Below are 15,323 nucleotides of genomic sequence, written 5' to 3'. Positions count from 1 at the left end.
TATTATATTTTTTCTTGGAAGGGGGAATTTAGCTTGAATCTGTGTCATTCCAGAAAAAGGCGCATATTAACCTTTTTTTATCTTATCTTGCTAGTATCTTCTTTTGCAAGTTATTCGGTTGTTACTCATAAGATCCAACAAAATGAAACTCTTTTCAGTATTTCTATCAAATATAACGTATCTATTTCTACAATTTTGGATTGGAATCCGGGAATTTCACCTAACTCGTTAAGAGTTGGGCAATCACTAAAAATACCTCAACCGGATGGTTATTTATACGAAGTTAAAAAGGGTGACACACTTTCGTCTATCGCTAAGCTTTTTTTTGCTGATGTAGAAGACATAAAAAAGATTAACGGCCTTACTTCTAGTACAATCGTTCCAGGTCAAAAAATCTTTATCCCAAATAGCGCAATTGGTAAAGGATTTAATAATGAAAAAAGCATCATTTGGCCAACTTATGGAACAATTTCATCATTATATGGTTACAGAGTAAACCCTATATCAAAAGAGTATACGCTTCACAAAGGTGTAGATATAGCCGCCCCTACTGGAACACCCGTTTTTGCTTCTGAAGATGGTGTTGTTGAGTTTGTAGGAGAAAATAACGGTTACGGTCTAATGATACAAATTGATTCAAATTCTAATACTTTTATTTATGGTCATTTATCTCAAATTAACGTTTACAAAGGACAATATGTTAAAAAAGGTCAACTAATAGGAAGGGTTGGAAGTACTGGAGTTAGCACTGGACCTCACTTACATTTTGAGGTTAGGCGAGAAGATAAGCTTTATGATCCTTTGGTTCTACTTCCATCTCGCAACAATATTTACGTTCTGGATGAAAGAGAAAGTGCATACGGTGTTGGAGGAGAATAAATTAATAATTTTCAACTTTATTCAATAATATTCTATTCCATGTTTTATATGTTTGTTCTAAAACATACCTATCTTTCTTTATAGCATACTGGATCTTATTTTTTATAGCAAGTTTATAGCCTAGATTTAGAGATTTTATAGATTCTTGACGTAACTTTTTCACCCCTCTATATTCCCTGTCATCTCCTGCAGAATCGGAGATGACAAGGATTCTCCCAATATCTCCCATATATTCATAACCACTTGTGTGATAATATATTGCTTCATAAATTTCTTCATCTATTCCATATTTTCGCTTTAAAAACTCCGCACTGATCATTCCATGTAAGAGTATAGGAGCAGCTAACTCGATCTGAGTTATAGGAATATTATATATTCTTGCAATTGTGATGAGTTTTGAAGGCTTCACATCACGAAATAAGTCATGCCCTAGTGCTGCTATTTTTACCCTTTCTTGTGAGATGTTGTGTACTTCTGCCAATTTATTAGAAAAATCTACCACACTATATATGTGATTCAACCTTTCCTTAGAATTTATCATTAGTTTTAAATATTGCTCTATTTCGAGAATAATTTTATTTATATTCAAGATTCAACCTCCTAAAAATTGAAATCTCATTAATGCTAATCTCAACTCGATGCCATCTGCTAAAAAAGTGTTGAGGAGCTATTCCTTGAACAACTATAATTTTCCAACCGCCTTTTTCGATAAACTACCTTTTCTAAGGTACTTATAAGGATAAAATAAAAAATCTTTATTCATGAACAAAAACTTTGCTAGATACGGTTTCGGTTGCAAAAAAAAGAACAAAGGCTAACATCAAAAGAAAAAAAGGAAATAACGAAATACCAATGTGTTCGGCAACAAAACCAAATAAGGGAGGCGTAAAGGTAGAACCAATATAAGCAAAAGCCATTTGAATTCCCATCATTGATTGTGAAAGCTCCTTACCAAATATTCTAGGAGTTTGATGAAGCATGCTAGGATAAATAGGTGCGCATCCTAATCCTATAAGAGATAAACCTATAGGAATTTTCCAAACAGGTAAAGGAAGAACGATTAACGTTATTCCAATGAAAATACCGCTCAGTCCTATTTTAATTAGCTTGGTATTTGAAAATCTAACAGACATAAATCCTGATAAAAAGCGACCTATGGTTATTCCTAAATAATAAATGGATGTCCAAAAAGCAGCAACCTCTGATGACACTCCATAATTATTTACCGCATAGCTACCTACCCAAAGTCCTGTTGTTAATTCTAAAGAACAGTAAGAAAAAAAAGCAAGTAAAGCCATTTTGGCTTTAGGAATTTGAAAAATCTTTGGTAAAGACAATACTTTAATATCATCTTTTTTATTATCTTTGTTTTGTGTTCCCTTTTTTTCTATTTGAGAGTTATTCCAAAGTGGAAGAGAAAACATTAAGGCAATTACTAAAAAGCTTTGGATAATGCCTATTGTTATATAACCCATGTTCCAATTATTTTTCTTTGCAAGCCAAAAAGACATAATTACAGGTCCCGTAGTTGCCCCAACACCCCAAAAACTATGCAACCAATTCATATGTTTTGCTTTATAATGCAAGGCAACAAAGTTATTTAAAGCCGCGTCAACTGAACCTGCACCTAACCCAAGAGGAATTGCAAAAAACAGCAAAGGGATAAATGAATGAGACAATCCAAAACCAATTAAAGCAATAGCTGTCATTGCTACACTTACTAAGGTTACTCTTCCAGTTCCAAACCTTTCTATTAACTTTGCACTCAAAAAACTAGACACAACTGTTCCTAATGAAACTATCATAGAAAGTATCCCAGCATGTGAAACAGGAACAGATAATTCTTCATACATCACTGGCCAAGCAGAACCTAAAAGGGAATCAGGTAAACCAAGACTAATAAAAGATATATAGATAATTATGAGTAAAGCTAGCATGTATTTCTCCTCTTTTAATCTAAACTTCCTACTTTGTACATTATATCATTTTTTATTTATTTCATATCAATTGTTTTCTACTTAATAATAAAATCGTTTAATTATTTTAACCCTTTATCGACTATCTTTTAAGCTGCTTTTATTTTCTTAGTACATAAAACTATGGATAAAATGGCTTTATATTTCTTTATATTATTTAATATATACCATAAATTATATTTATATAATAAATCTAGTAATCAAAATTATTACCAAACTTACAGGAGGGATAAGGATGAAGAAAAGAAGCATTTTATTGGTATTATTAGTTTTTCTAGTTTCTTTGCTTTCTTTTGCTAGTGGAGTAAATAACGTTATTTTTTTCATAGGCGACGGTATGGGAGCAAATCATATGTTGTTAGCAAGTTATTTAGAAGGTTATGAGTTAACTATGATGAAAGCACCATATACTGGTTATGCTTTAACGTATTCAGCTGATAGCAATGTCACAGATTCAGCAGCTGCTGGAACAGCATTAGCTACAGGATATAAAACAAACAACGGTATGATTGGAATACTTCCAAACGGTGAGATAGTTTCAACAATATCAGAAGTTTTAGCAAAAGAAGGTTATAAAACCGGAATTATAGCTACATCAAGAATTACTCACGCAACACCAGCTTCTTATTATGGTCACGTATTGGATAGGGATGATGAGGATAAACTCGCAGAACAACTAGTAAATAGTAACTTGTCAGTTGTTTTGGGTGGCGGCTCAAAAAATTTTAATCCAACTACTAGGAAAGATGGAAAAGATTTAATAGCTGTAGCTAAAGAAAACGGTTTTGATTATATTACATCTAAGCAAGAATTAAATAGCTATAGTGGAGATAAGGTTCTTGGATTATTCAATTCAAATCATATGAATAGCGTTACAGAAAGATCTGACAATGAACCTTTATTACCAGAAATGACTGCAAAAGCTTTAGAAATTCTTTCAAAAGAGGGTACTCCTTTCTTTTTAATGGTTGAAGGGTCTCAAATTGATTGGGAGGGTCACGACAATGATGTTTACGGCGTTTGGAAGGAAGTTGTAGAATTAGATCAAGCTGTAAAAGTAGCTTTAGATTTTGCTAAAGATCATCCTGACACCTTAATAATTGTCACAGCCGACCATGAAACAGGGGGATTAGGTTTATCAACAGGTAGTCCTATGAACTTAGAAATGGTAAGAAGTTATCAAAAAACAACAGATTGGATAATAGCTAATTCAAGTACTTCATCAAAATTAAAAGAGAATGTGAAAAAATTTTATGGATACGAATTAGCTGATAACGAATTAAAGTATGTGGAAAACAGCTCAAATAAAATTGAATCATTGTCAGAAGTAATAAGTAAAAAGGCAAATATGGGTTGGACTACCCACGACCATACCGGGGCATTGGTACCTATTTTAGCTTTTGGATCTGGTTCAGAAGAATTTACAGGAATAATGGATAACACAGAATTTCCAAAAAAGATAGCATATTTATTAGAAGTAACTTTTCCAGATTTGATTCAGATCGTTCCACAGAATTAAAAGAAACTATATACTCATAACTTAATATGTATTAAGAAAGGAGGCATTATTGCCTCCTTTTTTTTTATAATATTACTCACTTATTAAAAAATAATATAGTCTTCTCCCTCTACTTCTAACCCAAACATTAACTCTATATCTTGTTCAATTTGTTCGATTAAATCTAAGAGATAATCTTTATTTTTACTAACCGAAGAAATATAGATTTCAAGGTGATTCTTGGAATCATTGAAGTTCCCTTCAATAATTGAGATATTATATTTCTTTCTTAATCTATTGGTCAAATTCTTTACTATCGATCTTTTATCTTTTAATGAATTCAACCCAAAAAGTTTTATCTTTAATTCTAATTTTAAGCAAAACATCTTTATTGTCTCACCATCTCTTATATTCAATTTTATTTTGTAAGAACTCTTCAAATCTTGCCATAACATATAATAAATCAGATAATCTATTAATATACTTTTTTATAGTAGGAGATACTGTTTCCTTTTTGTCTAAAGAAATTATTCTTCGTTCTGCACGCCTAGCAATAGTTCTACAAATGTCAAGTTTGGACGATTGAGGCGTGCTCCCCTGAATTACAAAACTTTTTAACTGTATCCTTTTTTCAAAATAATCAACATAATTTGTAATTCTTTCTACATCAGATTCTTCAATTGGATGTATATATTGCTTGCCTTTTGAAGCTAATTCTCCTCCAACTTTGAATAAATCATTTTGAAGTTCTTTCAAAATCTTTCTAATTTCTTGTGAATTAACATAATGAGTAGCTTCAGAAATAAACGCACTCAATTCATCTATTGTACCATATGATTCTACTCTCAGATCGTCTTTAGATACACGTTCACCACTCCAAAGAGCAGTTTCTCCACTATCCCCTGTCTTTGTATATATAGACATATTTTTTAATGCCTCCTTTTTAATTAGAAAGGGGAGGGCTCAGCCCTAGGCCCATTATAAATTCAAAATTCCATTCTTAGAGAATCTTCATTTTTAAAATTCTTAAATATAGAGATTTTTTTTCAAAAATACCTTATTTTATACTAAAGAGTAGTGAGGATCGATGTTCTTGAACTTAAGTAACAAATATAAGCTTTTAACCTGCTTATATTAAAAAAAGGGCTTTCGCCCTTTTTTATTATTTGTTTTGTGCTTCTTCTTCCCTTCTTTTTTCTTCGATTATTTTGTTTTGTATATCAGGGCTCACCTCAGAGTAATGTGAAAGTTTCATATTAAAGTATCCTTTACCTGATGAAATGGAACTGAGTCTAGGTGAAAAATCCAGCATCTCAGACAAAGGAACTTCTGCCATTATTTTATCATAGCCTTTTCCTACCGATTCCATTCCCATAGGTCTTCCTCTTCTTGCAGTGACTTCACCTATAACATCTCCTGTATATTGATTAGGAACGAAAATTTCCACAAACATTATAGGTTCAAGAATCACAGGTGAATCATTTTCCATTGCTATTTTAAAAGCGTTTCTAGCAGCAATTTGGAAAGAGATATCAGAAGAATCGACTTCGTGATATGACCCATCAAACAATGTTACTCTCACATCAACAACTGGATAACCGGCCAAAACTCCTTTTTTCATTGCTTCCCTTATCCCTTTGTCAACAGAAGGTATGAAGTTTCGAGGAATGACTCCTCCTACAATTTTATCTACAAATTCATATCCTTGACCTCTTTCTAAAGGTTCTATTTCAATCTTAACATGTCCATATTGACCATGTCCACCGGTTTGCTTTTTATGCTTATATTCTGCTTGTGACTTACTTCTTACGGTTTCTTTGTAAGCAATTTTAGGTTTCCCAACTTCAAAGTTTATACCAAAATTTTTCTTTAATTTTTCAATCATAACCTCAAGGTGGACTGTCCCCATGCCACTTATAACTGTTTCTCCAGTTTCAGGGTCAAACTCCCATTTAAACGTAGGATCGGATTCGGCAATTTTTGCTAAAGAATCTGTAATTTTATCTATCTCATTCTTTGATTTTGGGGTGATAGATTTAGAAATCATTGGTTCAGGAAATTCAGGTAGCTTTATCGTAAAAGGAATTTCTATTGAAGACACGGTCTGATTAATTTTACTAGTTTTTAATTTTGGTATTACAACTATATCTCCCGCAGTTGCCTCTTCTATTTCTTCGTTTTTTTCATATTTTGGAAGATATATATGGGAGATCTTTTCCTTTGCATTTTCTTCAACTATGTAGATTGTCGATCCACCTTTTAAAGATCCTCTTAAAATCCTTATATAAGTCATTTTACCAACAAAAGGATCAACTTCATTTTTTACTATAAATCCCAAAAGAGTGTCTTCATTTTTCAAGTCTATTTCTTGATCATCTTTCGAATAGAATACTCTTTCTAAAGGGAGTGCTCCTAAATCTTTAATGGACTCTATTAATCTATCTAATCCAATGTTCTTAACCCCTGATCCAAAAAGCACTGGGGCGACCTCATGGTTTACATAAGCATTATGAAAGGCTGACTTTATTTCCTCTATAGTTAAGCCTTCTTCGCCAGTTTCAAAATATTTCTCCATTAACTCTTCACTATTTACTACTATATCTTCGATTAGTTCAGAATGATATTCGTTAAAAAGTTTCTCAATATCTTGAGGTATTTCTTGCTGTTTTGTGGGATGACCTTTTATGTCTGAGTATATATAGGTTTCTTTAGTTAAAAGATCGGTAACCCCATTGAAAGATGATCCTTGCCCAACTGGTAATTGCAGTGGTGCAATCTTAATGCTATCTCCAAAATTTTCTTTTAAATCTTTTATTATATGTTGAAAATTTACACCATCTTTGTCCATTTGATTTACAAAAAACATTATTGGCTTGTTTAAATCTTGTGCCATATGCCAAATTCTTTCTGTAGTAACTTCAACACCTGAAGATGCATTGATAACAATTACCACATTATCTACCGCTGTTAAAGCTACTTGAATTTCTCCAATAAATTCTGCTGAACCAGGCGTATCAAAAAAATAATATCTCGTATCATTCACATCCAAAGAAAATATATGATTCGAAAATGTTCCTTCTTTTTCTTTTTCAACTGGATCTCTGTCTAAAAATCTTTGACCTATTCTGTCCGCCGTAGCGTAACTCATCAAGAGAGCGTCTGTCATCGTAGTTTTTCCACACCAATGATGACCAAAAAATCCGACTATTCTTTTGTTGTTAGGATTGTTAATGCTCATGGTATCCCTCCGTTTTATTATCTAATTTTCGTATACACTTAATAATACAGGAATATAATTTCTTGTTTTTCCGTCTTTATAGTTTTGTATATCCGAGTTATAAAAAACTATAGAAGAACTCCCGCCATCTAACAGCATAGCTTTTTCATAGCTTCCAATGTTGAGTAAGAATTTTCTCACTTCATCATAAGTTAAACCAGATTCAGGATTATCATATCCTTCAATAACCATAAACGTAATTATATCTTTTTGATCAATAGCAACCAAAGTTCTAGATGTCTTCCCATATATTATACCATTTGAATAACTTCTCTTCTCGCTTTCATACTGTTCTTGAGTAAAATTGGGATACAACAAAATAGGACCACCTTCTAGTAACAAAATCGGATTTCCGATTATATTCTCACTCTTTTTTAATAAGAAGCTAATCTTAGACCCTGTTGTTATTTTTGACAGATATTTCTCATACTTCTTGTCTATAAGAACGAGCTTTTCTCCTTCTTTTGGAGTAGTTTTGCCCTTTGATATTAGTTGATTCTTTTCATTAAATAAGAGAAATATATAAGCATCTTCACTTTCTTCAATCTTCCCTTTATAATGATTAGTATATAATTTCACATCGCCTTTCCAATTTGAGTTTATCGATTTAACCCAGAAAAGAAGTCCTTCTATTTCAATTTGATACTCTAATTTTACATAGTCAATATCAACTTCATTCTTATCGTTAATAAACAATGCAGGCCTTGAATAAGAGCTTAAATGTAAAAGTTCTCCTTCAGAAATAATGTTCCCTATTGGTTCTAAAGTCTGAGTATCAAAAAAAGAGGCATTAACTGAGAAAATAGGATTTTCCTTTTTCAAAAATGTACTTACATTCGAATAGGTTCCTAAGTTATTAAGATCAACCTTTAACTTATATTTTTTTGGATCTACGGATAATTGATAAATTTTAATTCGTTGTTCATTAAATGTTTCTATTCTTTCTGAATAAGATATCCCATCCTTTGTTTTAGGAACTACTACTTGCTGAGTTGTTTGCTTACTATCTTCTGTAGTTTTACCATTTAACTTAACTTGAAGACTTTTTCCTTCTATGTTAAGGCTATATTTTAAATCGCTTCTAAATCGAAGATAAAAGGTATTATTTGAATAAGTACAATCAGCATTAGAAGGGATTTTCGTTACAGGTGCAACTGGTTTTATAGTTAACAAATAATCCCCAGCATCAGATATCTTGTTTAGATTTATTGAGAGCTCATTTAAATAACTATCAAAAGTTACAGATATCTCGTTTGTTAAAACCTTTAATTCTGTTATTTGAGGTAAAGAAGAAAAGAAAAATATATTATCATAATTTTCAAAATACTGTAACTTCAAAAAAGAGGCTAAAACATCATTTCTAATATACACTTTACCGTTCATACTAATAACAGAGTCATTATACTTATCGATAAAATTAATTTTAGAATAATAATCATTTAAGCTAATTTCTAGCACATCTTTTTTATATATAACATAGATAATCCTTGACGTCTTATTAATTACCATGGAATCGTATTTTGCAAGTTCATCAACGTTAATATAATAATATGCCTGATTTTTTATGGCGTCAATATAAATTGGTGTTTTACTTTGGGAAATAAAAACGGCTTGTGCAGCAAAAATATTTGTAACTAACAACAAAAAAAGAAGTATCGAGATAATTTTTTCCATTACTTTTCCTCCCACGCCGCTTTTGAAAATTAATTAAAAAAGTTAAAAGATACACATATGTTATAAAATTATATAGATTTAATTGGTAATCTGTCTGCCATTTTTTACTCACTACTATTCTAGTACATCAAATATTATGTCATTACAAATGTTCAAAGAGGCTTCTTTTTGAATTGAGTAAGCTTGTCTCAATAAGTCTAATGCAAATTCCACATTACTATTTTCAGAAACAAACAACCTTGCGATAGTTTCTCCGTCTTGTACTTTGTCTCCTAATTTTTTTAGGATCTTCAGTCCAACTGATAAGTCTATTGAATCTTCCTTCTTTTGCCTACCAGCACCTAGATACATAGACGCCATTCCAACTTTTTCTGTGTCAATATAGGTAATATATCCCGCTCTGTCTGCTTTAAAATCTATAATTTCTTTGGAAATATTTAAAACATTGCTAGGATGATCAACAACTTCTTCATTTCCTCCCTGAGCTTTTATCCATTCTTTCATTTTTCTAGAAACAACACCATTTTTTATGTTTTCAACTAACTTTTTCTTAGCTTCTTGATAAGATATTATACCAGACAAATCTGCCATATGTGAAGAAATTTCGATACATAGTTTTGTAAAATCTTTTGGTCCATTACCTTTAACAGTATTCACTGCTTCTAATACCTCTAAAGAATTTCCCACAGTTTCGCCTAAAGGCTGATTCATATTCGTAATTAAGGCTTTTGCACTTCTTTTGTGTCTCTTTGCTATAGCCAACATAATTACTGCTAGTTCTTTAGCTTCATCAATATCTTTCATGAAAGCCCCTGAACCTACTTTCACATCTAATACAATTCCATCACTTAATACAGCTAGTTTCTTACTCATTATACTTGATGCAATTAATGAAAGTTCTTCGACTGTTGCGGTTGCATCTCGTAAAGCATATATTTTTTTATCTGCTGGTGCGATATTGGCGGTTTGACCTGCTACCACTATCCCAACTTCATTTGCAATTCTATAAAAATCTTTTACTTGTAAATCTGTCTTAAAACCAGGAATGGCTTCTAATTTGTCTATTGTTCCTCCAGTATGACCTAAAGATCTTCCTGATAGCTTTGCAACTTTCAAGCCTAAAGAGGCTACCATTGGGGCAATAGCTATCGTAGTTTTATCTCCTACCCCACCTGTAGAATGTTTGTCAATCTTTTTTCCTTTGATTTCAGAAAGATCAATCGTATCTCCACTTTTAAGCATTATTTCAGCAAGGTTATAGCTTTCTTCCTCCTGCATATGCCTGAAAAAAATTGCCATCAGCCACGCAGCAACTTGATAATCTGGTATCTCTTCATTTAAATATCCATTAATCATATACTCAATCTCTTCTTTTGTATTCACTCCACCATCGCGTTTTTTCTTAATAATATCGTATGGTCTCAACTTCATATCTCCCTTTCATAAATATTATCTGAATGAACAGGGAAGATCACTCTAAATAAAGTTCCATTGTTTTCTTCACTGTCCAAAAACACTCTAGCCCCATGATTATCTAAAATGGTCTTTACTATGTATAGCCCTAATCCAAACCCTGGTACTTGTCTAGTTCGTGATTTATCAACTCTATAGAAAATATTAAATATCTTTTTCAATTCTTTTGATGGAATTCCTATTCCACTGTCCTCAACTTCAAATATTACCTCGTTATTTTCTGTGTATAATCTCAACCAAACTTTTTTATCGCCTTTTTCTTTTAACGCCGTATATTTAAAAGCATTATCTAAAATATTGTATACAGCCTGTAGCAACCTATCTTCATTGCCTAAAATGTATATGCCATCTTCAATTTCTGCAATGAATTCAATATTAGCTTTTTTAGCAACTATTTTAAAAAAGTCATATGCCTTTTTAACGGTATCTGAAAAATTAAGCCTCTCAAACTTTTTTTCTTCTCCAACAGCCTTTTCTAATCTTTGAATATCTAAAAGATCGTTAAACATTCTAGTTAATCGAGCCGTTTCTTCTTCTATTTTTCTTAAATAGGAATGAATCTTTGGGTCTAAACCTTTTTCATTCAACAAAATTTCCAAATATCCATTTATTACAGATAGCGGAGTTCTCATCTCATGAGACATAATAGTCAAAAATTCTTTCCTGAGATTCTCTAAATTAATCTCTTTAGTAATGTCCGCTAATATTATAACGCGATAATTCTCTACGTTAATAGATTTTACTTTACAATTAAAAAATCTTTTTTCTGGGTAATAAAACAAAATGTCTTCTTCTAAATCTTCATTTTCCTTAAAACTTTGGATCACTAAATCAACTAGATTATGGTTGTCTATAACAGCAGTTAATGACCTTCCTACATAATCCTCACTATTAAAAAGATATCTTGCAACATTATTTGCAAAGTCTATTCTTGCAATATCAGGACCCTTAGAAGATACTAATATTACTCCTTCGGAAAGGGTATCAAGTATTGAAAAAATGTTTCTTCTTTTATACTTTTCTAATTTATATTTTTCTTCTAAGGAATTGATGTGGTGGTTAAGTTGATGCAACAAAAAATCATCCAAAGGATTGTTTATATTTATGTTTAGAATTTTAGCAATCTCATCCTTGAATTTTTTATATGATTTTTCATTTTTTCTTTTTTTAAAATAAAGATATAATGTGATAACGTTTAGAATGCTTAGTAAAACTATGACAAATATGTAAATTTCCTCCAACGATTCTCACCTGACTTATCTTGAAAATTAGAAAGAGAAGAAAGATTAACAAAAATCAACACGAAGTTTAATAAATAGAAAGAAATATTTAACTTAAAAAAATAGCAGAGGAATAATCCTCTGCTATTTTAATTAAAACTCTCTTTCTTTTCCAGGATCTCTGAACTTATAGCCTTTTCCTCTGACTGTTATTATGTATTTTGGATTAGAAGGATCTTCTTCAATTTTGGTTCTTAACCTTCTTATATGGACATCAACTGTTCGGGTATCTCCATAATAATCATAACCCCACAATTTATCTAGTAATACATCTCGGCTGAAAACCTTTCCTTCATTTTTTGCAAGGAATACAAGTAAATCAAATTCTAGCGGTGTTAAACTCACTGGTTGATTTCTTACCCAAACTTCCAATCTTTCTGTATCGATTACTAAATCTTTTGCTGTAATCTTTTTTGGACCTTCTTCTTTCATTTGAGCAGAAGCGGCTTGTCTTCTAAATATACTTTTTATCCTTGCAAGAAGTTCTCTTACATTGAAAGGTTTAGTCACATAATCGTCGCTGCCCAGTTCTAAACCAGCAACTTTATCAGCCGCATCATCTTTAGCACTTAATATGAGTACAGGGGTGGTACGATAATTTTCATTGGATTTTAATACTCTAATCAAATCAAATCCATCCATTGAACCCGGTAACATAATATCGATGATAAAGAAGTCGACGTCCTTTTCCTCCAATTTCTTTAATGCCTCGTCAGCGGAAATGGCTGTTACTACTTCATAACCTTCCTTTGTTAAATTTAAGGATAACATTTCAGAGATCGCAGGATCGTCTTCGACAATCATAATGGTCTTTTTTGCCAACTTACTCCCCCCTTTTGGGATATTTTTATTTTCTTTTTTGATTTAGCCATATAAAGCTATTTGTATATACACTTATCTATTGTTCTAGATCTCTGATAAGTTTGTACAATTAATCTTCTCATTTATGTTCTTTTTTAATATCTTTTTAGAGACTATATTTCTTACTACCTCAAACTGAGCAACCTTTTCTATTTCATCATAAACTTCACCAGAAAAATAAACCCTATTTTCGATTACTTCAGTAACTTTTATTTTTATGAACACCTTAAAAGAATAAGGAGTGAATGAAATATGCTCTATCTTACTATATGAAACTACAGATACAAAACTATTGTCTAAATATCCTCTAAGGATATCATAACAACATTTCTGTATCTCTTCTAAGAGAGATACAGGGCTCAGAATGTAAAAGTCAATCACATCACTATCTTCAGACCAGATATAAGCATCATCTCTAACCTTAAATGAGTAATTAAATTCTTTACCCTTCAATGAACTTATTTTTTCTAATGAAGTATTCATAATGAGGCACCCTTTCATATTCTGGTGATTTTGGATTCAACAAACTATCTATCAAAGTCTTTAGTTCATTTACATCTTTATCAAGTAGGTTTTTCAACTCTTCACCAGAAATTGTTTCTTTGTCTAGCAAATAATTCGCAATTAAATCTAATTTTTCTTTTTGCTCTAACAACATAGTTTTAGCCTTTTCATAGCTTTCGTTTATTAACCTTTTAATTTCAAGATCTATTTCTTTTGCTGTTTCATCAGAATAGTTTACCTCTTGAAATAACTCTCTAGCTAAGAATGTCTCTTCGCTTTCATCACTCCACGAAACAGGCCCTATCTTTTCGCTCATACCTAATTCGGCAACAACCTTCCTAGCTATTTGGGTAGCCCTTTTAAGGTCATTTTCTGCTCCTGTTGTAATATCTTTAAATACAATTTCTTCAGCTGCCCGTCCTCCCAACAACACTACAAGATCATCTAAAATTTCAGACTTACTAATCAAATATTTATCTTCAGTAGGTAACTGTAGAGTATATCCTAAAGCTGCATAACCTCGCGGAATTATTGTAACCTTATGAACAGGATCTGAATTAGGAAGAAAAGTCGCTAAGATTGCATGACCAAGTTCATGATATGCAACTACCTCTTTCTCTTCTTGAGACAAAATCCTCGTTTTTCTCTCAGGTCCAGCAATAACCCTCTCAATAGCCTCTTCACAATGAGCCATAGTTATATATTTATCTCCACTTCGAGCAGCTAAAAGTGCAGCTTCATTAACTAAATTTTCTAGATCCGCACCTACAAAACCAGGCGTTGCTCTAGCCAGAACTTCTAAATCAACATCTGGAGCAACTTTCTTTCCTCTAAAGTGTATCTTTAATATGTCTTTTCTTCCTTCAACATCTGGTATATCTACAACGACTTTTTTGTCAAATCTTCCTGGCCGCAATAGAGCTTTATCTAATACATCAGGCCTGTTTGTAGCTGCCATGACTACCACACCACTATTAGGTTCAAATCCATCCATTTCAACTAATATTGCGTTTAAGGTTTGTTCCCTCTCATCATGACCGCCTCCTAGCCCTGCTCCTCTTTGTCTACCAACAGCATCTATTTCGTCAATAAATATAATAGCTGGGGCATTGGCTTTGGCTTGATTGAAAAGATCCCTAACCCTAGCTGCACCGACTCCTACAAAAAGTTCAACAAAATCAGAACCACTTATGTAAAAGAAAGGAACATTTGCTTCACCAGCAACAGCTCTAGCAAGCAATGTTTTTCCAGTACCTGGTGGTCCAACTAATAACACGCCTTTTGGCATTCTTGCTCCTAACTTAGTAAATGCCTTTGGATCCTTTAAATATTTAATAATGTCTTCAAGCTCTTCTTTTGCTTCTTTTACTCCCGCAACATCATCAAACGTTACTTTACTCTTTGATCCTGCATATTTTTTTGCAGGACTTCTGATAAAAGTCATACCTTCATTAGCAGAACCTTTAGCAGGTCGAAGCATGAAGTTAATCATAATTATAAAAATAACTAACGGTAAAAATATAGTTAGTAAAGTAACCCACCAACTATTACCAAAACTTTTTACGTATTTTATTTCTATACCTTGGTTTGCTAATCCATAAACATATTGTTGATCAACTAAAAGACTTGGTGCATAAGTCTTATAGAAAATACCGTCTTTACTTTTAGCCCTTATATATCCAGAATCATCAATTTCAATGGATAAGATTTCATTATTTTCTACCATCTGAACAAGCTCACTATACTCAATTTTTGTAACATCTTGAGTATTCAAAAGGCTACTGATTCCAAGATATATAAAAAGAGCTATTATTGTGTACATGATAAATAAACCAAAAACATTATTTTTTCTTTGCAAAAATTAATCCTCCCTTCTTCAATTCAAAAATATTCATTATATT

The 15,323-nt window shown here is 32.0% G+C and carries 13 protein-coding genes; 2 read left to right on the top strand and 11 right to left on the bottom strand.

All coding sequences use genetic code 11. From position 1 onward, the window contains the following. The first annotated feature begins 33 nt into the window (after positions 1-33). Positions 34-879: a peptidoglycan DD-metalloendopeptidase family protein gene (locus tag DTL3_RS04215; protein WP_231854049.1), complete on the top strand. Its 846-nt coding sequence runs from the start codon at positions 34-36 to the stop codon at positions 877-879. Between the two features lies 1 nt (position 880). Here DTL3_RS04215 and yqeK read toward each other — a convergent pair whose 3' ends face one another. Together yqeK and DTL3_RS04205 are read right to left on the bottom strand one after the other, a co-directional pair. Beyond that, entirely contained in the window at positions 881-1,468 is a 588-nt protein-coding gene (yqeK, locus tag DTL3_RS04210) for a bis(5'-nucleosyl)-tetraphosphatase (symmetrical) YqeK (protein ID WP_052670360.1), read from the bottom strand. 166 nt (positions 1,469-1,634) lie between these two features. Next, complete coding sequence (locus DTL3_RS04205) at positions 1,635-2,816, bottom strand: MFS transporter (RefSeq protein WP_045087663.1); 1,182 nt, start codon at positions 2,814-2,816, stop codon at positions 1,635-1,637. A 274-nt stretch (positions 2,817-3,090) separates the two neighbouring features. Between DTL3_RS04205 and DTL3_RS04200 the strand changes: the two genes are divergently transcribed. Beyond that, complete coding sequence (locus DTL3_RS04200; RefSeq protein ID WP_045087662.1) at positions 3,091-4,374, top strand: alkaline phosphatase; 1,284 nt, start codon at positions 3,091-3,093, stop codon at positions 4,372-4,374. Between the two features lie 83 nt (positions 4,375-4,457). Here the strand turns inward: DTL3_RS04200 and DTL3_RS04195 are convergent, their stop codons facing one another. The 9 genes from DTL3_RS04195 to ftsH form a co-directional block, all read right to left on the bottom strand. Further along, on the bottom strand, positions 4,458-4,739 hold the full coding sequence (locus DTL3_RS04195; RefSeq protein ID WP_045087661.1) for a DUF503 domain-containing protein: 282 nt from the start codon (positions 4,737-4,739) through the stop codon (positions 4,458-4,460). Positions 4,740-4,749: 10 nt separating this feature from the next. Next, complete coding sequence (locus tag DTL3_RS04190) at positions 4,750-5,277, bottom strand: cob(I)yrinic acid a,c-diamide adenosyltransferase (protein WP_045087660.1); 528 nt, start codon at positions 5,275-5,277, stop codon at positions 4,750-4,752. Between the two features lie 238 nt (positions 5,278-5,515). After that, on the bottom strand, positions 5,516-7,591 hold the full coding sequence (locus tag DTL3_RS04185; RefSeq protein WP_045087659.1) for an elongation factor G: 2,076 nt from the start codon (positions 7,589-7,591) through the stop codon (positions 5,516-5,518). A 21-nt stretch (positions 7,592-7,612) separates the two neighbouring features. Next, complete coding sequence (locus DTL3_RS04180; protein ID WP_045087658.1) at positions 7,613-9,304, bottom strand: phosphodiester glycosidase family protein; 1,692 nt, start codon at positions 9,302-9,304, stop codon at positions 7,613-7,615. A gap of 114 nt (positions 9,305-9,418) precedes the next feature. Continuing rightward, positions 9,419-10,729, bottom strand: a complete 1,311-nt coding sequence (locus DTL3_RS04175) for a thymidine phosphorylase (protein ID WP_045087657.1) — start codon at positions 10,727-10,729, stop codon at positions 9,419-9,421. A 2-nt stretch (positions 10,730-10,731) separates the two neighbouring features. Beyond that, positions 10,732-12,018, bottom strand: a complete 1,287-nt coding sequence (locus DTL3_RS04170) for a sensor histidine kinase (RefSeq protein ID WP_045087656.1) — start codon at positions 12,016-12,018, stop codon at positions 10,732-10,734. A 132-nt stretch (positions 12,019-12,150) separates the two neighbouring features. Then, positions 12,151-12,879 (bottom strand): response regulator transcription factor, encoded by a 729-nt coding sequence (locus DTL3_RS04165; RefSeq protein ID WP_045087655.1) that lies wholly within the window; start codon positions 12,877-12,879, stop codon positions 12,151-12,153. 84 nt (positions 12,880-12,963) lie between these two features. After that, positions 12,964-13,401, bottom strand: a complete 438-nt coding sequence (locus DTL3_RS04160) for a thioesterase family protein (RefSeq protein WP_045087654.1) — start codon at positions 13,399-13,401, stop codon at positions 12,964-12,966. Beyond that, positions 13,361-15,244 carry an ATP-dependent zinc metalloprotease FtsH gene (ftsH, locus tag DTL3_RS04155; protein WP_084217307.1) on the bottom strand — a complete coding sequence of 628 codons (1,884 nt, stop codon included), beginning with the start codon at positions 15,242-15,244 and terminating at the stop codon, positions 13,361-13,363. The genes DTL3_RS04160 and ftsH overlap by 41 nt, the downstream gene beginning before the upstream one ends. Between the last annotated feature and the right edge of the window lie 79 nt (positions 15,245-15,323).

Origin of the sequence: Defluviitoga tunisiensis (assembly GCF_000953715.1) — a bacterium.
GTDB classification, from domain to species: Bacteria; Thermotogota; Thermotogae; order Petrotogales; family Petrotogaceae; genus Defluviitoga; species Defluviitoga tunisiensis.
This window is presented reverse-complemented; position numbering and strand designations above follow the sequence as displayed.

Bases quoted from the DNA above. Each gene is read 5' to 3' on its own strand.
- DTL3_RS04205 (WP_045087663.1), bottom strand. From the start codon at position 2,816: ATGCTAGCTTTACTCATAATTATCTATATATCTTTTATTAGTCTTGGT.
- DTL3_RS04200 (WP_045087662.1), top strand. From the start codon at position 3,091: ATGAAGAAAAGAAGCATTTTATTGGTATTATTAGTTTTTCTAGTTTCT.
- DTL3_RS04195 (WP_045087661.1), bottom strand. From the start codon at position 4,739: ATGTTTTGCTTAAAATTAGAATTAAAGATAAAACTTTTTGGGTTGAAT.
- DTL3_RS04190 (WP_045087660.1), bottom strand. From the start codon at position 5,277: ATGTCTATATATACAAAGACAGGGGATAGTGGAGAAACTGCTCTTTGG.
- DTL3_RS04185 (WP_045087659.1), bottom strand. From the start codon at position 7,591: ATGAGCATTAACAATCCTAACAACAAAAGAATAGTCGGATTTTTTGGT.
- DTL3_RS04180 (WP_045087658.1), bottom strand. From the start codon at position 9,304: ATGGAAAAAATTATCTCGATACTTCTTTTTTTGTTGTTAGTTACAAAT.
- DTL3_RS04160 (WP_045087654.1), bottom strand. From the start codon at position 13,401: ATGAATACTTCATTAGAAAAAATAAGTTCATTGAAGGGTAAAGAATTT.
- ftsH (WP_084217307.1), bottom strand. From the start codon at position 15,244: ATGTACACAATAATAGCTCTTTTTATATATCTTGGAATCAGTAGCCTT.